The sequence below is a fragment of the Kitasatospora sp. NPDC097691 genome (assembly GCF_040302665.1).
Lineage (GTDB): Bacteria > Actinomycetota > Actinomycetes > Streptomycetales > Streptomycetaceae > Kitasatospora.
Map to the genome: position 1 here is coordinate 42,131 of NZ_JBEORY010000039.1, position 18,163 is coordinate 60,293.

The 18,163-nt window shown below is 73.0% G+C and carries 14 protein-coding genes; 2 read left to right on the forward strand and 12 right to left on the reverse strand.

What is annotated here, in order from left to right; translation table 11 throughout:
* Window positions 1-80: 80 nt before the first annotated feature.
* From ABTY56_RS24885 to proS, 4 genes are all read right to left on the reverse strand, one after another.
* Complete coding sequence (locus ABTY56_RS24885; RefSeq protein WP_030056773.1) at window positions 81-320, reverse strand: RNA-binding protein; 240 nt, start codon at window positions 318-320, stop codon at window positions 81-83.
* 2 nt (window positions 321-322) lie between these two features.
* The gene (gene rpsP, locus ABTY56_RS24890; protein ID WP_350631329.1) at window positions 323-751 is read right to left on the reverse strand and encodes a 30S ribosomal protein S16; all 429 of its coding nucleotides are present in this window, start codon (window positions 749-751) and stop codon (window positions 323-325) included.
* A 459-nt stretch (window positions 752-1,210) separates the two neighbouring features.
* Window positions 1,211-1,789, reverse strand: coding sequence for a hypothetical protein (locus ABTY56_RS24895; protein WP_189923538.1), 579 nt, complete (start codon window positions 1,787-1,789; stop codon window positions 1,211-1,213).
* A gap of 466 nt (window positions 1,790-2,255) precedes the next feature.
* Window positions 2,256-3,668 carry a proline--tRNA ligase gene (proS, locus tag ABTY56_RS24900; RefSeq protein WP_350631331.1) on the reverse strand — a complete coding sequence of 471 codons (1,413 nt, stop codon included), beginning with the start codon at window positions 3,666-3,668 and terminating at the stop codon, window positions 2,256-2,258.
* 266 nt (window positions 3,669-3,934) lie between these two features.
* Between proS and ABTY56_RS24905 the strand changes: the two genes are divergently transcribed.
* On the forward strand, window positions 3,935-4,759 hold the full coding sequence (locus ABTY56_RS24905) for a class I SAM-dependent methyltransferase (RefSeq protein ID WP_350631333.1): 825 nt from the start codon (window positions 3,935-3,937) through the stop codon (window positions 4,757-4,759).
* Between the two features lie 54 nt (window positions 4,760-4,813).
* On the opposite strand, the gene ftsH is transcribed toward ABTY56_RS24905, so the two are convergent.
* The 7 genes from ftsH to nsdA form a co-directional block, all read right to left on the reverse strand.
* Window positions 4,814-6,940 (reverse strand): ATP-dependent zinc metalloprotease FtsH, encoded by a 2,127-nt coding sequence (gene ftsH, locus ABTY56_RS24910; RefSeq protein WP_350631334.1) that lies wholly within the window; start codon window positions 6,938-6,940, stop codon window positions 4,814-4,816.
* Window positions 6,941-7,057: 117 nt separating this feature from the next.
* A complete protein-coding gene (locus tag ABTY56_RS24915) occupies window positions 7,058-7,582 on the reverse strand; it encodes a GNAT family N-acetyltransferase (RefSeq protein ID WP_350631336.1) in 525 nt (174 codons plus the stop codon).
* Between the two features lie 76 nt (window positions 7,583-7,658).
* The gene (gene ffh, locus ABTY56_RS24920) at window positions 7,659-9,221 is read right to left on the reverse strand and encodes a signal recognition particle protein (protein WP_350631364.1); all 1,563 of its coding nucleotides are present in this window, start codon (window positions 9,219-9,221) and stop codon (window positions 7,659-7,661) included.
* Window positions 9,222-9,345: 124 nt separating this feature from the next.
* Window positions 9,346-11,808, reverse strand: coding sequence for a [protein-PII] uridylyltransferase (locus ABTY56_RS24925; RefSeq protein ID WP_350631338.1), 2,463 nt, complete (start codon window positions 11,806-11,808; stop codon window positions 9,346-9,348).
* 140 nt (window positions 11,809-11,948) lie between these two features.
* Entirely contained in the window at window positions 11,949-12,287 is a 339-nt protein-coding gene (locus tag ABTY56_RS24930) for a P-II family nitrogen regulator (RefSeq protein WP_350524594.1), read from the reverse strand.
* On the reverse strand, window positions 12,287-13,744 hold the full coding sequence (locus ABTY56_RS24935; RefSeq protein ID WP_350631340.1) for an ammonium transporter: 1,458 nt from the start codon (window positions 13,742-13,744) through the stop codon (window positions 12,287-12,289). Before ABTY56_RS24935 ends, ABTY56_RS24930 begins: the two co-directional genes overlap by 1 nt.
* A gap of 322 nt (window positions 13,745-14,066) precedes the next feature.
* Window positions 14,067-15,521, reverse strand: a complete 1,455-nt coding sequence (nsdA, locus tag ABTY56_RS24940) for a transcriptional repressor NsdA (RefSeq protein WP_350631341.1) — start codon at window positions 15,519-15,521, stop codon at window positions 14,067-14,069.
* Between the two features lie 629 nt (window positions 15,522-16,150).
* On the opposite strand from nsdA, the gene ABTY56_RS24945 reads away from it, so the two are divergent.
* Window positions 16,151-16,828 carry a bifunctional DNA primase/polymerase gene (locus ABTY56_RS24945; protein ID WP_350631343.1) on the forward strand — a complete coding sequence of 226 codons (678 nt, stop codon included), beginning with the start codon at window positions 16,151-16,153 and terminating at the stop codon, window positions 16,826-16,828.
* A gap of 95 nt (window positions 16,829-16,923) precedes the next feature.
* On the opposite strand, the gene ftsY is transcribed toward ABTY56_RS24945, so the two are convergent.
* Window positions 16,924-18,159, reverse strand: coding sequence for a signal recognition particle-docking protein FtsY (ftsY, locus tag ABTY56_RS24950; protein ID WP_350631345.1), 1,236 nt, complete (start codon window positions 18,157-18,159; stop codon window positions 16,924-16,926).
* Window positions 18,160-18,163 lie beyond the last annotated feature (4 nt).

The following is an 18,163-nucleotide window of genomic DNA, read 5'->3' on the forward strand; positions in this document are numbered from 1 at the left end:
CGAGGAAACGAGAAAAGGCCGACCGGGACGACATGCGTCCCGGTCGGCCCCAAGCCCTGACGGCTGAACGAGCAGCTGCGTCAGCGGATGTTGTCCACGTCGACCAGGTCGACCCGGACGTTGCGACCGCCGAGGGCGCCGACCACGGTGCGCAGAGCGCGCGCCGTGCGGCCGCCCCGGCCGATCACCTTGCCGAGGTCATCGGGGTGCACTCGCACCTCGATGGTGTTGCCCCGACGCAGGTTGCGCGAACGCACCTGCACCTCGTCGGGGTGCTCGACGATGCCCTTCACCAAGTGGTCGAGGGCGTCCTCGATCACGATCAGGCCTCGGCGGCGGCGTCGGCCTCAGCCTCGACCTTGTCCGACTTCTTGGCCTTCGGGGTGATGGCGACACCGGTGGTGGCGTCCTCGAAGCCGGCGACGGCCTTGGCGAACAGGTGCGAGAAGTCCTCGACCTTCGGCTCCGCGACCTTCAGCGGGGCCGGAGCCGGCAGGCCCTTGAACTTCTGCCAGTCGCCGGTCAGCTTCAGGATGGCGAGCACGGGCTCGGTCGGCTGGGCGCCGACGGACAGCCAGTACTGGGCGCGGTCGCTGTCGACCTCGATCTTCGAGGGGTTGTAGGTCGGCTGGTAGATGCCGATCTCCTCGATCGCGCGACCGTCACGCTTGGTGCGGGCGTCGGCGACGACGATGCGGTAGTGCGGGGAGCGAATCTTGCCGAGACGCTTGAGCTTGATCTTGACTGCCACGGGAGTGGATTCTCCTGGTGTTGACGTGGGTGAGCGGGCTCGCCGTCGCGTGGGGTTGCGGGGCGGACCGTTCAAGGGACACGCCAGCCGTAGGAGAGAGGGGTCCTGCTCGGCTGCCGAGTACTCAGCTGTCCATTCTGCCATACCGGCGCGAACCGCCTGCACACGGGCCCGGAGGCGGATCAGGGCTCGACCGGGAGCCCCCGCTCCCGGTCCAGCCCACGAAGTCACCGCCGTACTGCTATGCCGTTGTCCCGCCCGTGGCCGTCGATCCGCCCGTGGGCCTTGTCCCGCCCGTGGCCGTCGATCCGCTCGTGGCGCTGGTCACTGTCCTGCCGTCGTACCGCTCCGCCGTGCGACCGTCCCGCCGCACGGCGCGTACGCGCTCACGCGCCTGCCGTACCGCCCGCTCCGGCCGGACCGCTGCCCGCACAGCAGCCCCGCCGGGCCGTCGACCACTTACGCGATCTTGAACGGCTGCTGGCACGCGCCGCAGACGATGGACGCCTGCGCGAGCACCGACGGCACGACCCGGACATTGCGTCCGCAGCCGCAGACCGCCTTGACCCGGACGCCGCCCCCGGAGGAGCCGTGTCGGGCGGCCGGGCCGCGGAAGGCACGCGTCGCGCCGTCGCCGGCCACCGCTTCCTGGTGCGCGCCGAGGGCGCGGTCCAGGCGCTCGATGGTCCCGGCGTAACGCTCCTGGGTCTCCTTGAGCATGGTCACCTGGGAGAAGCCGCTGCTCGCGTGCGGCTCGACCGGGTGCGCCAGGCCCAGCTCGGAAGCGAGCATCAGGAAGCGCCGGTTGTGGTAGCGGCCGGCCCGCGAGGTGTCCCGGATGTCCCGGGCCGCGGCCAGACCGTGGGCAGCCTCGTGGAGGAGCCGCTCGAAACCGAGCCGCGTGCCACAGGCCGAGGAGGATTCGCCGATCAGGGCCTCGGGCGAGGCCAGGTCGGGGAGGTCCTGGTGGTAGGCCTGGATGTCGCTCCAGGCGGCGGCCAGTTCGGCCGCGAGAACGAGGGGCTGTGTCGTGCTCACGCTAGACCAACGATGGAGTGCGAGCCGATGTTCCGCATGTTCCCGTTCTCCGGGAATTCACAGGGAACTCCCAGGAATGCCAGGTCGCGCGCGAATTGCACGCTCCGGATCTGACGCAAGACCAACCCCCTGCCTGTTTCGGCCCGGCGCAGAGTCGTCGGGCCTGGTGAATTCCGCCCTGGGGGGCGGGCTGTCGCCCCCAGGACGTACGGCCCGTGGTCCCGCCTGATTGACAGGGCCACGGGCCGTACACCGTACCGCTATTCCGTTAATACCGGGAGTTGACCGGCCAGTAGGGATGTCCGCTGTCAGGAGTCCCCCGGAAGAGTTACCGGTTTCTTACCCATCCGCATTCCGGGCAAATGTCGCCGCCGACGGTCATTACCTGCAGGTAACACACAACCGGCGGACATCCCCGGATCGCGGAGGAGCCGTGAAACCGCCCGGAACGGAGGCGGAACCGATCTCAGTACGCGCGGGCGACGATCGCGATATTGCCGTCCTGGTCGTCCGCCTGCGGCACCGAGCCGTCGGCCGCGACGATGCAGCGCACCGTGACGCCCTGCTCGGCCAGCTTGGCCTCGCCCTCCACGCCGAGCTCGGCCCAGGAGATGCGGCCCCAGCCGGTCGCGGCGGCCTCGACGACCTCGTCGAGGGTCTTGACGTCGACCGTGCGGGACTCGCGACGCTCGCGGGACTGGCGCAGCAGCAGCGCCTGGTCCTCCTCCAGCACGCCGGGGACCAGCGCGGCCAGGGCGTCGATGGAGACCGGCTTCTTGCCGCCCGGGATGCGGCGGGCCAGCATCGCGGTGCCGTTCTCCAGGTCGCGCGGGCCCACCTCGATGCGCAGCGGAACGCCCTTGAGCTCCCAGTCGACGGCGCGGCGGCCGAACGGGGTGTCGGTGCGGTCGTCGACCACGACCCGGACGCCGGCGGCCTCCAGCCGGGCGCCGATCTCGCGGACCTTGGCGATGACCGCGTCGTCGCCCTTGATCGCGAGCACGACGGCCTGGACGGCGGCCAGGCGCGGGGGCACCCGCAGGCCGTTGTCGTCGCCGTGGGACATGATCAGGCCGCCGACCATGCGGGTCGAGACGCCCCAGGAGGTCTGCCAGACGTGCTCGCGCTCGGCACCCTGGAGCTGGTAGGTGGTGTTGAACGCCTTGGCGAAGTTCTGGCCCAGCTCGTGGCTGGTGCCCATCTGCAGCGCCTTGCCGTCGCCCATCATGCCTTCGAGGGTGAGGGTGTTGATGGCGCCGGCGAAGCGCTCCTTGGCGGTCTTGCGGCCGAGCACGACGTCGATGCCGAGCACGTTGGTCATGAAGTCGCCGTAGACCTGGGTGTGGATCATCGAGGCGTAGTCACGGGCGTCCTCGTACGTGGCGTGGGCGGTGTGGCCCTCCTGCCAGAGGAACTCGGTGGTGCGCAGGAAGACGCGCGGGCGCAGCTCCCAACGGACCACGTTGGCCCACTGGTTGATCAGCAGGGGCAGGTCGCGGTGGCTCTGCACCCACTTCGAGAAGTACTCGTTGATGATCGTCTCGGAGGTGGGCCGGACGACGACCGGCTCCTCCAGCTGCTTGCCGCCGCCGTGGGTGACCACCGCGAGTTCGGGCGCGAAGCCCTCGACGTGCTCCGCTTCCTTGGTCAGGTAGGACTGCGGGATGAACATCGGGAAGTAGGCGTTCTGTGCGCCGGCCTTCTTGATCCGGGCGTCCATCTCCTGCTGCATCCGCTCCCACAGGCCGTAGCCGTACGGTCGGATGACCATGGTGCCGCGCACCGGACCGTTGTCGGCCAGCTCGGCCTTGTTGATGAGGTCCTGGTACCAGCGCGGGAAGTCTTCCGCCTGAGGGGTGAGAACGGGTGCCTTAGCCATGGGGCGAATGGTACGGGGAGCGACCCCCTGACTTCGAATCGGTATCACACCCGCGTCGGTGTCACTCCCGAGCCGGTGTCACCGAGCCGGTGTCACACCCGCGACCGGTGCCGGACCGGCCCGCGGGACGGGGGGCGCACCACCGCGACACGCGCGCACCACCCTGCACCCCTCTGGACGCCGGGCCCGACCCGCTGTTCGCTGGAGTGGGGCGGGACTTTGGGGGAGCCGTAGCAGCACACCGAAGGACCGGATGGGAGGCCGCGATGGCTTCAGCTCGGACGACCGGCACGAAGGTACGACCAACGGGCGCACGCGCGCACCACCCGCAGCCCGGGGCAGCCGGGCCCGCGCGGGCGCGCGACTGGGCGGAGATCCAGGAACGCATGCTGGTGCCGCTCTACGAGGCGGTCTACGACCGGTTGGAGGTCGGACCGGCGAGCAGTGTGCTGGGCCTGGGCTGCCGGTCCGGACTGGCCCTGCTGCTGGCCGCCGGACGGGGCGCCCAGGTCGCCGGGCAGGAGCCGCGGGACGAGCTGCGCGAGCTGGCCCGGGACCGTCGGCTGCGGGTGTGCGCCGGGCCCCGGCCGACCGCCGACGTCGCCCGCTCGGCCCATTCGCTGGTGACGGTTTTCGAGCAGCTGCCCGGCGCCGCCGATCCCCTCCCGGTGGTGGCCGAGGCCGCCCGGCTCACCCTTCCGGGCGGCCACGTGGTGCTCGCCGCCTGGGGCCCGCCGGAGCGCTGCGAGAGCGCCCCGGTGCTGGACGTGGCCCGGCGGATGGCGGGCCGCACCACCTCGCGCGACCCGTTCCAGCTCAGCGCGCCCGGCGCGCTGGAGGACCTGCTCGCCCCGGCCGGCCTTCGCCCGGCCGGCAGCGGCCGGGTGAGCTGCCCGTTCGCCTACGCGGACCTCGACAGCGCGGTGCGCGGCCTGCTCTCCACCGGCCTGTTCGAGGCGGCCGAGGAGTTCTCCGGCGCCTCACTGGTGGCCAAGGAGCTGGAGGAGGCGCTGCAGCCGTACCTGCGCGCGGACGGCTCGGTCCGGATGGAGAACGTGTTCCGCTACCTGGTCGCCGAGCGGCCGCGCTAGGAAACGTGAACCGGGGGCGCCCGCCGCCATGGCGAGCGCCCCCGGCAGCCGGCTTCACGCCCGGCCGGGCGACTTCCCGTCGGGCCCTGTAGGCCCCTCGGACCCTGCAGAGGACCCTGCGGAGGGCCCGGCAGAGGACCCAGCGGAGGACCCGGCAGAGGACCCTGCGGAGGACCCCCCAGAGCCCCCAGAGCCCCCAGGGCCCCCAGGGCCCTCGGACGACCCAGAACCCTCGGAGGACCCCTCGGCGGACTCCCCGGAGGCCACCCCCGAGGACTCGTCCCGCGACACCCCCGCCGCCCGGTACGCCGCCTCCTCGTCCAGCGTCTCCGCCTCCAGCAGCGCCGCCGCCAGCGCGTCCAGCCGGTGCCGCTGCTCGGTCAGCAACCGGATCGCGTCGTCGTAGCACTCGGAGACGATCCGCCGGGCCTCCTCGTCCACCGCGTCCAGGGTGGTCGGCGCGGCGGACAGTCCGTACGCGCCCTGCGGGTCGGAGGGCACCGCGGTGAGCCGGCCGACCCGTTCGCTCATCCCCCAGCGCCCGGCCATCCCGCGGGCGATGTTGGTGACCTGTTCCAGGTCGCTCTCGGCGCCCGTGGTGATCACCCCGTAGACCACCTGCTCGGCCGCCATGCCGCCGAGCGCGCCGATGATCCGGCCGCGCAGGTAGGGCTCGGTGTACGAGTAGCGGTCGTTCTCCGGGGTGGACAGGGTGACGCCGAGCGCCCGGCCGCGCGGCACGATGGTGATCTTGCGGACCGGGTCCGCGCCGGGCTGGAGCATGCCCAGCAGCGCGTGCCCGCTCTCGTGGTACGCCGTCCGCTCGCGCTCCTCCTGCGGCATCACCAGTGGCCGCACCGCGCCCAGTTGGACCTTCTCCAGGGCGTCCGAGAGGTCCCGCTCGTTGACCGCGTCCTGCTGGCGCTTGACGGCCAGCAGGGCGGCCTCGTTGACCAGGTTGGCGAGCTCCGCGCCGGTCATCCCCGGGGTGACCTTCGCCAGCTGCCGGAGGTCGGTGCCGCCGGCCAGCGGGACGGTGCGGGTGTGGATGCGCAGGATGGCTGCGCGGCCGTCCCGGTCGGGCGGACTGACGGTGATCCGCCGGTCGAAGCGGCCGGGGCGCAGCAGCGCCGGGTCGAGCACGTCGGACCGGTTGGTCGCGGCGATCACGATGACGCCTTCGGAGCCGCTGAAGCCGTCCATCTCGGTGAGGATCTGATTGAGCGTCTGCTCGCGCTCGTCGTGTCCGCCCATGCCGCCGCCCGCGCCGCGCTGGCGTCCGATGGTGTCGATCTCGTCGATGAAGATGATCGCGGGGGCGACCTTGCGGGCCTCGGCGAACAGCTCGCGGACCCGGCTGGCGCCGACGCCGACGATCATCTCGATGAACTCGGAGGCGGAGGCGGAGAAGAACGGCACGTCCGCCTCGCCGGCCACGGCCCGGGCCAGCAGCGTCTTGCCCGTCCCGGGCGGGCCGCTCAGCAGCACGCCGCGCGGCATCTTCGCGCCGAGCTTGCGGTACCGGTCGGGGTTCTTCAAGTAGTCGACGACCTCGGTGAGTTCGGCCTCGACCTCGTCGATGCCGGCCACGTCGGCGAAGGTGGTGCGCTTGCCCTGCTCGGCGGTGACGGGCTTGGGCGGCGTCTTGCGCCCGAGCGGTCCGGCGCCGAGGCCGCCGGCCATCCGGCGGGCGAGCAGCACCCAGATGAAGATCAGCAGCAGCATCGGGGCGAGCGAGAGCAGCAGGTTGGTGAGGAAGCTGCGCTGCTGGACCGGCGAGGTGGCGGTGACCTCGACGCCCTGCTGCTGCAGCGTGGCCCACAGGTTGTCGTTCGCGAAGGAGGGCCGCTGGGTGTCGAACTCGGTGTAGTCGCCCTTGCCCCCGTCCGGCTTGGGCTGGGCGGTCTTGAGGGTGCCCTCGATCGCGTCGCCCTTGGCGTAGATCTTGGTGATGTTGCCCTTGTTCAGCTGGTTGTTGAACTCGGTGTACGAGATCGTGGTGGCGCCCTCGTTGCCGAAGAAGGACAGCAGCACGTCGGAGATCAGGAACACCACGAGGGCGGTGAGGACGAGACCGGTCCAGCCGCCGGGCATCCGCCGTCGGGGCGGTGGCGGGGGCGGGGCGCCCTCGGAGCGCCAGGGCTGATCGGGTGTCTGACGCGGCGGCACGGGTTCGGTCACCCATCGGACGATACGGACAGGTGCTCGGGCGGGCCAACCGCAACGCCGCGCCCGGGCGCCCGGCCGGGGGCGTCCGGAGCCTGCCGCACGGCCGCCCCGAACGCCTCCCACCAGCGACTATGCCGAGGCGCCGGGCCACTCCTCGGCGGTCAGCGCGAACCGCTCGTGGTCGCGCCAGTCGCCCTGCAGGAACAGCATCCGCGGCGAGAAGCCCTCGTGCCGGAAGCCCAGCCGCTTGGCCATCGCGACCGAGCGCTCGTTGTCGGGCTGCACGTTGATCTCCAGCCGGTGCAGGCCCAGCCCGCCGGCCGACTGCGGGGCGAAGCAGCGGTCCAGGACCAGCCGCATGCCCTCGGTCATCCGCCCGGTGCCGGCGAACGGCAGGTAGGCGTCGTAGCCCAGCGCGGCGCTGCAGAACCGGCTCATCACGATGTTGGCGACGTTCACCTTGCCGACCAGCCCGCCGGTCTCCCCGTCGAGGATCAGGAAGGTGCGCAGTCCCGCCCCCTGGCGCTCCAGCAGTTCGGGCAGCCCGTCCGGCTCGACCGGGTTCCACCGTCCGATGTGGTCGGCGGACCGCCGGACCGCATCGGCGTACGCAGCCGCGTCTTGTGCCCTCGGGGCCCTGATCGTCACTCGCATGCCCCCATCATCGGACAAACGATCGGCCCGCCGACCGGAAACACCGGACGACGGGCCGACCAGGACCGCTCGGGGACTACAGGATGTCCTTGAACTCCTTGGGCAGCTCGAAGTCGGCCGGACCCTTGCCCGCGCCGAGGCCGAACGCGCCGCCGTCCGCCGGCTGGCCGGCGCCCGGGCCGAGCGCGCGGCGCTCGGCGGCCGCGGCCTCCTCCTGCGCCCGCTTCAGCGGGTTGCCGCTCTTGCGCTTGCCCTTGGCCTGCGGGGCCTTCTTGCCGGACTTCTTCGAGCCGCCGCCCATGCCCGGGATCCCCGGCATGCCGGGCATGCCCTTGCCGGAGGCCATCGCGGACATCATCTTGCGGGCCTCGAAGAACCGCTCGACCAGGTTCTTCACCTCGCCGACCTGGACGCCCGAACCCTTGGCGATGCGGGCCCGGCGGGAGCCGTTGATCAGCTCCGGCTCGGCGCGCTCGACCGGGGTCATCGACTTGATGATGGCGCCGACCCGGTTGACGTCCTTGTCGTCGATGTTGTTGATCTGGTCCCGGATCTGGCCCATGCCGGGCAGCATGCCGAGCAGCTTGGAGATCGAGCCCATCTTCTGGACCTGCTCCAGCTGCGACAGGAAGTCGTCCAGGGTGAACTGCTTCGGGCCGCCGCGCAGCTTGGCGGCGATCTTCTCCGCCTCGGCCTGCGAGAAGGTCTGCTCGGCCTTCTCGATCAGGGAGAGGACGTCACCCATGCCGAGGATGCGCGAGGCCATCCGGTCCGGGTGGAAGGCGTCGAAGTCGTCGACCTTCTCGCCGTTGGAGGCGAACATGATCTGGCGGCCGGTGACGTGCGCGACCGACAGCGCGGCACCGCCGCGGGCGTCGCCGTCGAGCTTGGAGAGCACGACACCGGTGAAGTCCACGCCGTCGAGGAAGGCCTGCGCGGTGGTGACCGCGTCCTGGCCGATCATCGCGTCGACGACGAACAGGACCTCGTCCGGGTTCACCGCGGCGCGGATGTCGGCGGCCTGCTGCATCAGCTCGGCGTCGATGCCCAGGCGGCCGGCGGTGTCGACGACGACGACGTCGTACTGCTTCTGCTTGGCGTACTCGATCGAGTCCCTGGCCACCTGCACCGGGTCGCCGACGCCGTTGCCCGGCTGCGGGCCGTAGAAGGCCACGCCGGCGCGCTCGGCGACGACCTGGAGCTGGTTGACGGCGTTGGGGCGCTGGAGGTCGCAGGCGACCAGCAGCGGGGTGTGCTTCTGCTTCTTCAGCCAGTGGCCGAGCTTGCCCGCGAGGGTGGTCTTACCGGCGCCCTGCAGACCGGCGAGCATGATGACCGTCGGGCCGCTCTTGGCGAACCGCACCCGGCGGGTCTCGCCGCCGAGGATCGCGATGAGCTCCTCGTTGACGATCTTGATGATCTGCTGTGCCGGGTTCAGCGCGCCGGAGACCTCGGCACCGAGTGCCCGCTCCTTGACCTGCTTGATGAAGGCCCGGACGACCGGCAGCGCGACATCCGCCTCCAGCAGCGCGATGCGGATCTCGCGGGCGGTGGCGTCGATGTCCGCCTCGCTCAGGCGGCCCTTGCCCCGGAGGTTCTTGAACGTCGCTGCGAGGCGATCGGAAAGGGTGTCGAACACGTCGTCGCGGGTCCTCTGCGGCATCGGAATCGGTACGGTCGTCGTCCCCCAGGGTATCCGGCCGCCCCGGGTAAGGTCTCCACCCCCGTTCCCGGTACTCCTCGACCCCGGCTCCCGGCGTCCGTCAGCCCAGCGCCGCGCGGACCGCCGCGGCCACCTCCCCGGCCCGCTGGGCGGCCAGCGGACGGCCCTGCGCGTCGGTCAGGTAGAAGGAGTCGACGGCCTCCGCGCCCAGCGTGGAGACGTGCGCGGTGCGCACCCGCACGCCCGCCCCGTCCAGCGCCCGGCCGATCCGGTGCAGCAGCCCGGGGGCGTCGTGCGCGCGGACCTCCAGCACGGTCGCGGTCGCCGAGGCCACCGCGGGCGCCACCGCGACCAGCGGCGGCGGGGTCGGGATGCCCCGACGGCGTGGGGCGGCGGCGTCCCGCTCGGCGAGGCGCCGCGCGACGTCCAGCGAGCCGTCCAGCGCCCGGCGCAGGTCGGCCCGCAGCCGGGCCGCCTCCGGCAGCTCGCCGAACTCGGCGGCCACCCGCCAGGACAGCAGCAGCACCGGCCCGGCGCCGATCGGGTCGAGCTCGCGCAGTCCGGCCGAGCGGACGGTCAGCCGGTGCAGCGCGAGCACCCCGGCGGCGGTGCCGAGCAGCCCGGGGCGGTCGGGGACGGCCAGGGTCAGCTCCACGCCCATCGGCTCGGTGCCCGGGTCCGCCCCCTCGACCTGGGCGTGCAGCGACAGCGCCGGCTCGCCGGTGCGGGCCGCCTCGACGGCGAGCCGCTCCTGCTCGGCGGTCGGCGCCATCTCCACCGGTGCGGTGCCCGCCCCGGCCAGCCGGTCGGCCGCCCGCGCCACCAGTCCGCCGACCAGCGAGGCCCGCCAGCTGCTCCACGCGGCCGGGCCGGTGGCCAGCGCGTCCGCCTCGGTGAGCGCGTGCAGCAGCTCCAGCTCCGGCAGGGTGGTGACCGCCTTGGTGACCGCCTCGACGGTGGCCGGGTCGTCCGGGTCGCGCCGGGTCGCGGTGTCCACCAGGGTCAGGTGGTGGCGGACCAGCACCGCCAGGGTCTCGGTGTCCTCGGGGCCGAAGCCCATCCGGGGGGCGAGGTCGCGGACGATCACCTCGCCGGCCTCGCTGTGGTCCCCGGGCCAGCCCTTGCCGATGTCGTGCAGCAGCGCGGCGACCAGCAGCAGGTCCGGCCGGGCCACCCGGCGGGTCATCGCGGCGGCCCGCACCGCCGTCTCCACCAGGTGCCGGTCCACCGTCCAGCGGTGCACGGCGTTGCGCTGCGGACGGCAGCGCACCCGCTCCCAGTCCGGCAGCAGCCGGGTGACCAGCCCCTCCGCCTCCAGCGCCTCCCACACCGGGACGGCCGCCTCCCCCGCGCCCAGCAGGGTGACCAGCTGCTCGCGCGCCTCGTCCGGCCAGGGCACCGGCAGCGGTCGGCACTCGGCGGCCAGCCGGCGCACCGTCGCGTACGAGACGGTCAGCCCGTTCTGCGCGGCGGCGGCAGCGGCACGCAGCGGCAGCACCGGGTCGGCGGCCGGGCGGGCGCCCTGGGCCAGCACCGCCTCGCCGTCCTGCTCGACCACGCCCTCGGCGAGCGGGCGGCGCTCGACCGCGCCCCGGGCCACCGCGCCCGCGCCGCGGCCGACCCCGGTGAACGGCGCGGTGAACGGGAACGCGCGCCGCACCGCCCGACGGCCCCGGCCGCTGCGGGCGGCGAGCACCCGCTCCACGGCCCGCCAGGTGACGTCGCTCGCGTAGGCGATGGTCCGGGCGGCCTCGTAGACCTGGCGCAGCAGGGTGTCGGCGTCCAGCACGCCGAGCCGTTCGGCGACCTGGTCCTGGTCTTGCAGGCTCAGCCGCTCGGTGGCCCGGCCGGTGACCAGGTGCAGCGCGTCGCGGACGTCGGCGAGCCGCAGCGCGGCGGCGTCCAGGCCGTCCCGGGGCGCGTCGGCGAGCCAGGTGGCGGCGACGGCGTCGAGCGCGACCACGTCGCGCAGGCCGCCGCGGGCCTCCTTGAGGTCGGGCTCCAGCAGGAAGGACAGCTCGCCGTGCCGTTCGGCCCGCTCGCGGCCCAGCTCGCGCAGCTCGGGCAGGCGTGCGGGGGCGCTCGCGCGCCAGTCGGTGAACACCGCGGCGCGCAGCTCTGCGGTGAGCGCCGGGTCCCCGGCGATGTGGCGGGCGTCCAGCAGGCCGAGCTGGGCCTTGAGGTCGGCGGCGGCGACCGCCCGGGCCTCGGCGACGGTGCGCACCGAGTGGTCGAGCTTGGCGCCCGCGTCCCAGACCGGGTACCAGATCCGCTCGGGCAGCTCGCGGAGGACGGGGCCGTCGTGCAGCAGCAGGACGTCCAGGTCGCTGCGCGGGGACAGCTCGCCGCGCCCGTACCCGCCGACGGCGACCAGGGCGACGCCGGGCGGGGCGCCGGCGGCGGCGAGCAGTCCGGCCAGCCAGTCGTCGGTGAGCCGGGCGAGCGCCTCGCGGCGGGGGCGGCCGACCGGGCCGGGGTCGGCGAGCAGCGCGGCCCGGGCGGCGGCGTGGCCGATGGGCTCGGAGGGCTCGGAGGGCTCGGAGGGCCTGGTCTCGGTGGTCATGCGCTGGGTCCCGTCCGTCGTGCGGGTTGGCCGTCCCGCGGTGCGCCGGACATCCGGTGCGGCGCGGTTCGGCCGAGCGGGGTACGCCGCCGGCGGGCCCGCGGCCCCGGAGGGTTCACGGGCCCGCCGACGGGCGGGGGCTACAGGGCGTCCGGGCCGCGCTCGCCGGTGCGGACCCGTACGGCGGTGTCGACCGGGATGCTCCAGACCTTGCCGTCGCCGATCTTCCCGGTCCGGGCGGCCTTCACCAGGACGTCGATCAGGTCGTCGGCGTCCTCGTCCTCGACCAGGACCTCGATCCTGACCTTCGGGACCAGGTCCACCGTGTACTCGGCTCCCCGGTACACCTCGGTGTGGCCGCGCTGGCGGCCGTAGCCGCTGGCCTCGGTGACGGTCAGGCCGTGGACCCCGAAGGCCTGCAGGGCGGCCTTCACCTCGTCCAGGCGGTACGGCTTGATCACGGCGGTGATGAGCTTCATCAGGCGTCGACCTCGGTCTTCTCGGCAGCCTTTCCGGCGGCCTTCTCGGTGGGGTTCTCGGCGGACTTCGGTGCTGCCGTCGGCGCGGGCTTCGCGGCGGACGAACCGGAAGTCGAACCGGCAGTCGAACCGAGGGACGAGCCGCCGGTCGGACCGGCCGGCGCGGCGGCCGCGGCCAGACCCGGCAGGGCCCGGGCCAGGCCCGCCCCGACAGCGCTGAAATCGTAGGCGGACTCGGCGTGTTCGGCCTGGTCGATGCCGGCCACCTCGACCTCCTCGGCGACCCGGAAGCCGACCAGCCTGTCGACCGCCTTGGCCAGCAGCCAGGAGAGGACGAAGGAGTACGCCGCGACCACGGCCACGCCCATCGCCTGCTTGCCGAGCTGCCCCAGCCCGCCGCCGTAGAACAGGCCCTTGGCGGTCTGGCCGACCCCGCCGGTGGCGAACAGGCCGACCAGCAGCGAGCCGATCGCCCCGCCCACCGCGTGCACGCCCACCACGTCGAGCGAGTCGTCGAAGCCCCAGCGGTACTTCAGCGAGACGGCGGCGGCGCAGACCGCGCCCGCGACCAGGCCGATCGCCACCGCGCCGAGCGGGCTGACCGAGCCGCAGGCCGGGGTGATCGCGACCAGTCCGGCCACCGCGCCGGAGGCGGCGCCCAGCGTGGTGAAGGCGCCGTGCTTGAACTTCTCGAAGACCAGCCAGCCGACCAGGGCCGCGCCGGTGGCGACCTGGGTGTTGACCATCGCCATCGCGGCGACCCCGTTGGCGGCCAGCGCCGAACCCGCGTTGAAGCCGAACCAGCCGAACCACAGCAGGCCGGAGCCGAGCATCACCAGCGGCAGGCTGTGCGGGCGCATCGGGTCCTTCTTGAAGCCGACCCGCTTGCCCAGCACCAGGCAGAGCGCCAGACCCGCCACGCCGGCGTTGATGTGCACGGCCGTGCCGCCGGCGAAGTCGATCACGCCGTTCCGGTCGCCCAGCCAGCCGCCGTGGCCGCCGTCGAAGAAGAACACCCAGTGCGCGACCGGGAAGTAGACGACGGTCACCCAGAGCGCGATGAACAGGCCCCAGGCGGCGAACTTGGCGCGGTCCGCGATGGCGCCGCTGATCAGCGCCGGGGTGATGATCGCGAACATCAGCTGGAAGATCGCGAAGGCGGTGACCGGGATGGTCCCGGCCAGCTCGTTCAGGCCGATGCCGCGCATCCCCAGGAAGTCCAGGTTTCCGATCAGCCCGCCGAAGGAGTCCGGCCCGAAGCTGAGCGAGTACCCGTAGAGGACCCAGAGCACGGTGACGATGCCGAGCGAGAGGAAACTCATCGCCAGCATGTTCAGGGTGCTCTTGGCCCTGACCATGCCCCCGTAGAAGAAGGCCAGGCCCGGGGTCATGAGCATGACCAGGGCTGCACTGATGAGCACGAAGGCGGTGTCGCCCGCGCTGAAGCCGTCCGGCATCGGCGTCTCCTCTGCGTCCAAGCCGATCCGCACCCGGGTCCTGTCCCGTGCCACCCGGGGTGTCGGCGTTGAAGAGGAGCGTGCCGAAGGCTGGTTTCGGCCAGTGCGGCCGGTTGTTTCGCGACCGTGACGCGTGCGACGCGCGGGTTACGGCTGCGTGAACCGCAGCCCGGCACTCACCCGGACGGGCTACCGTGCCCGCCACACGGAACGCCCGGGCACGACGAAGCCACCGATCGTGACGGGCAACGACGAAGCAACGAAGCCACCGACCGTGACGGCGGCGGCCGCCACGATCGGTGGAGTCCGGGAGGATCGCCGATCAGACCACCGAGACGTACTCCGGGATGTCCTGGACGACCCGCTCCTTGAGCCGGCTCACCGCGTCCACGCCCTTGAACCGGGCCGCCGCGGCCTCCGTCGTCTTGCGGACCCGGGAGTTCAGCCGCTCCGAGCGCACCTTGGTCGCGATGTCCACCGCCTGCTCGGCCATCACCACCGCCTGCTCGGCCTCCTTCTGCAGCAGGTGCACGCTGGCCATGCCGATCAGGTTGAAGGCGTACGAGCGCACGTGGTCGCCGTCCCGGCGGAACAGGTCGACCGCGCGCTCCATCACCGGCGCCGACAGCGAGGCGTACAGCTCGGCATTGTCGGAGTGGTACGCGAGGTCGCGGAAGGAGTGCGCGTTCTCGGCGTTCAGTTCGGCCGGCGAGAAGAACTTCAGCCAGTCCGGCTCGTCGTCGCCCTCGCGGATGTCGGTGAAGGTGTCCTCGGCCAACCGGACCGCCCGGGCGCAGCGGTTCACCTCGCCGATCGTGGCGTAGGCGCGCGCCTCCATGGCGAACAGCAGCGCCTGCTGGCGCGGGGTGGCGGTGTCGCGGCTGCCGTACTGCGCCAGGTGGATCAGCTCCAGGGCGTCCTCGCCCCGGTTGAGGTGGATCATCTGGCGGCTCATGTCGGTGAGGATCAGCGCGCCGAACGGGCGGTCGCCGGCCTCCTTGGCCGCGTGCAGGGCCAGCACGTAGTACTTCTGCGCGCTCGGGTGCATCCCGACGTCGTACGACATCCACCCGGCCAGGTGGGCGAGCTCGGCGGTGAGCCGGAACAGCCGCTTGGTGGTGTCCTCGCTGTACGTCTCCTGGAGCAGGTCGGTGACCTCGTGCAGCTGGCCGACGACGGCCTTGCGGCGCAGCCCGCCGCCGTTCTGCGCGTCCCACTGACGGAACATGACGGTGGTCTGCTCCAGCAGTTCCAGCTCGGGCTCGGAGAGCCGGCCGGTGAACGCCTCGCCGCCGTTGGCCGCGGTGAGGATCGGGGTGGGGATGCCGGTCGGGCCGGGCGTCAGCCAGCGCTGCATCGGCTCGATCAGCGCGGCGCCGGCGGTCAGCGCCAGCGAGGTGCCGAGGAAGCCCCGGCGGTTGAGCATCAGGTCGCTGCGGGAGTAGTCGCTGATCAGCTGGACGGTCTGCGGACCGCTCCACGGCAGGTCGACGCCGCCGCCCACGGTGGAGACCGGGATCGCGGCGCGCAGGCCGAGGTCCTCGATCGAGACCACCGAGCCGAAGCGCTCGGAGAAGAGCTCCGACATGATCTTGGGGATCGGCTCGCGCGGCTGCTCGCCGTCGAGCCAGCGGCGCACCCGGGAGGTGTCGGTGGACACGTGGTGGGCGCCGATCTGCCGGGCCCGCCGGTTGACCTGGCGGGCCAACTCGCCCTTGGACCAACCGCTGCGGGCGAACCACGTGGTCAGCTTCTCATTGGGTTGCTTCTCTGCCATGGGAACGTCCCATCCCGCCCGGCCCCTCGCGGGGCCCCCGATCGTGACCGCCCGACGGTTGCGGGCTCTTGCCAGACGTGCCAGTCCTGCTGCCTGCCGCGCCCGTGGTGGTGCCGTACCGCGCCCTCGCACTGGCGTGCCATCGTCGCGGACGATCCGTCAGATTCCCAACTCCCGCTCTCCGGCGGCCCGGAGCGGGCTCCGACGACATCCGCGTGCTGAACGTAATGCCCCGCGAGGTGCCCGCGGGAGCGCCCCTGGCGAAACGCCACCTTTCGCCACCCCCAGGAGTGAACCGAAGTCAGGGGGCACAGGCTTCACTAGGTAGTCCCGACGGTCCGGCATATGCGGGCCGCCAAGTCCCCCGGAGCATCCCGGGAGACCCGGCAGGACCAGCAATCCACCGCAGCCACAGGCGAGTTCAGCACCCACTCCGGGTGGCAACAGTCCCGCGCACACGACGATCCGGCATCCGCGTCGCCCCCACAAGGCGGCGCCCGAGGCGCACCACCGGAACAGGCGCACGCCACGCGCTGCGCGCCGCCACCGCACTACGCACCACACACCTGACAATCGACACACAGTCACCGTCCCGTAACCATCGGCAACGAGAACCTGTTGGGGGAGGCATGGACAACCTGTTCGGCGAACTTCGACTGGGGAGCCTGCGGCTGGCACCGCTGGGCGCGCGCCGCCGCACCAAGGTCACCGCGTCCCAGGCCGCCGCGGAGTACACCGGCCGCTGGGGCTGGGCGGTCGCCACGGGCGACCCGGCCGGCGGCGCCACCGCCCCGACCCGCTGTCCCTGCGGAGCCACCCGCTGCGCCGCGCCCGGCCTGCACCCCGTGCCGGGCGGCGAGGGCCGGACCCGCACCGGGCGCGCCGAGGCCTCCGTCCTGTTCCCCACCGGCCGGGCCTTCGACGTCCTGGACGTCCCCGAGCAGGCCGGCCTGCAGGCTCTGGTCCGGCTGGAGCGGATGGGCACCCAGGTCGGCCCGGTGCTCTCCGCCCCCACCGGCCGGCTGCAGTTCCTGGTCGCCGCCGGCACCGCCCGCCGCCTGCCCGACCTGCTCTACCGGATGGGGTGGGACGACGCGGCGCTCGACCTCACCTGCCACGGCGAGGGCAGCTACGTCGCCGCCCCGCCCACCGTCCTCGGCGGCCTCGGCCCGGTCCGCTGGCTGCGCCGCCCCACCCGCGACAACGCCGGCTGCCCGCCCGAGGCCCGGCTGCTGCTCGGCACCCTCGCCTACGCCTGCCACCGCGGCCGCGAGCGCACCGCCGAGCCGGCCTGGATCGCCTCCTAGCGCGAGCCCCGCCCGGACCCGGGCAGACGGAAGGGCCCGCCCCGAGCGGAGCGGACCCTTCGGACGAGCGGCCTGCGGGAGGCCGGCGGGGAGCCTCAGTCCCCGATCAGCGCGTCCACGAACGCACCCGGCTCGAACGGCGCCAGGTCGTCGGCGCCCTCGCCCAGACCGATCAGCTTGACCGGCACGCCCAGCTCGCGCTGGACCGCGACCACGATGCCGCCCTTGGCGGTGCCGTCCAGCTTGGTCAGCACGATGCCGGTGATGTCGACCACCTCGGCGAACACCCGGGCCTGGACCAGGCCGTTCTGGCCGGTGGTGGCGTCCAGCACCAGCAGCACCTCGTCCACCGGGCCGTGCTTCTCGACGACCCGCTTGACCTTGCCCAGCTCGTCCATCAGGCCGGTCTTGGTGTGCAGTCGGCCGGCGGTGTCGATCAGCACGGTGTCCGCGCCCTCGGCGATGCCCTCCTTGACCGCGTCGAAGGCGACCGAGGCCGGGTCCCCGCCCTCCGGGCCGCGCACGGTGCGCGCCCCGACCCGCTCGCCCCAGGTCTGCAGCTGGTCGGCGGCGGCGGCACGGAAGGTGTCGGCGGCGCCGAGCACCACCGTGCGGCCGTCGGCGACCAGGACGCGGGCCAGCTTGCCGGTGGTGGTGGTCTTGCCGACGCCGTTGACGCCGACCACCAGGACCACGGCCGGGCCCTCCTCGTGCTTGGTGGAGCGGACGCCGCGGTCGGCGTCCTTGCCGATCAGCTCGACCAGCTCCTCGCGCAGCAGCCCGCGGAGCTCGTCGGGCGTGCGGGTGCCGAGCACCTTCACGCGGGTGCGCAGCCGCTCGACCAGCTCCTGGGTGGGCGCGACGCCGACGTCGGCGGTGAGCAGGGTGTCCTCGATCTCCTCCCAGGTGTCCTCGTCCAGGTGCTCCCGGGAGAGCAGCGAGAGCAGGCCCTTGCCTAGCGAGTTCTGCGAGCGGGAGAGCCGCGACCGCAGCCGGACCAGCCGGCCGGCGGTGGGCTCGGGGACCTCGATGGCGGGAGCCGCCTCGGCCTCGGAAGGCTCGACCTCGACGGCCTCGACGGCCTCGACGGCCTCGGCGGCCTGGGGCTCCGCCGGGAGTTCCACCTCCTCGACGGTGCGCCGGGGCTCTTCGGTCGGCGGCGCGGACTCCTCGCCGACCTGGGGCTCCTGCGGGGTGGGCTTCGGCGCCGTGATGACCGGCGCCTGCGACTTCGGGGGCAGCTGCTGGCGTCGTCTGCCGGAAACGACGAGGCCCGCGATCGCGCCGACGGCGATCACGGCGATGACTACGGCAAGGATCACGTATTCCATAACG

Excerpts from the sequence above, each read along its gene's own strand:
- nsdA (WP_350631341.1), bottom strand. The coding sequence starts at position 15,521 with ATGGCAGAGAAGCAACCCAATGAGAAGCTGACCACGTGGTTCGCCCGC.
- ABTY56_RS24935 (WP_350631340.1), bottom strand. The coding sequence starts at position 13,744 with ATGCCGGACGGCTTCAGCGCGGGCGACACCGCCTTCGTGCTCATCAGT.
- ABTY56_RS24915 (WP_350631336.1), bottom strand. The coding sequence starts at position 7,582 with ATGCGAGTGACGATCAGGGCCCCGAGGGCACAAGACGCGGCTGCGTAC.
- ABTY56_RS24930 (WP_350524594.1), bottom strand. The coding sequence starts at position 12,287 with ATGAAGCTCATCACCGCCGTGATCAAGCCGTACCGCCTGGACGAGGTG.
- ftsY (WP_350631345.1), bottom strand. The coding sequence starts at position 18,159 with ATGGAATACGTGATCCTTGCCGTAGTCATCGCCGTGATCGCCGTCGGC.
- ABTY56_RS24945 (WP_350631343.1), top strand. The coding sequence starts at position 16,151 with ATGGACAACCTGTTCGGCGAACTTCGACTGGGGAGCCTGCGGCTGGCA.
- ABTY56_RS24925 (WP_350631338.1), bottom strand. The coding sequence starts at position 11,808 with ATGACCACCGAGACCAGGCCCTCCGAGCCCTCCGAGCCCTCCGAGCCC.
- proS (WP_350631331.1), bottom strand. The coding sequence starts at position 3,668 with ATGGCTAAGGCACCCGTTCTCACCCCTCAGGCGGAAGACTTCCCGCGC.
- ABTY56_RS24905 (WP_350631333.1), top strand. The coding sequence starts at position 3,935 with ATGGCTTCAGCTCGGACGACCGGCACGAAGGTACGACCAACGGGCGCA.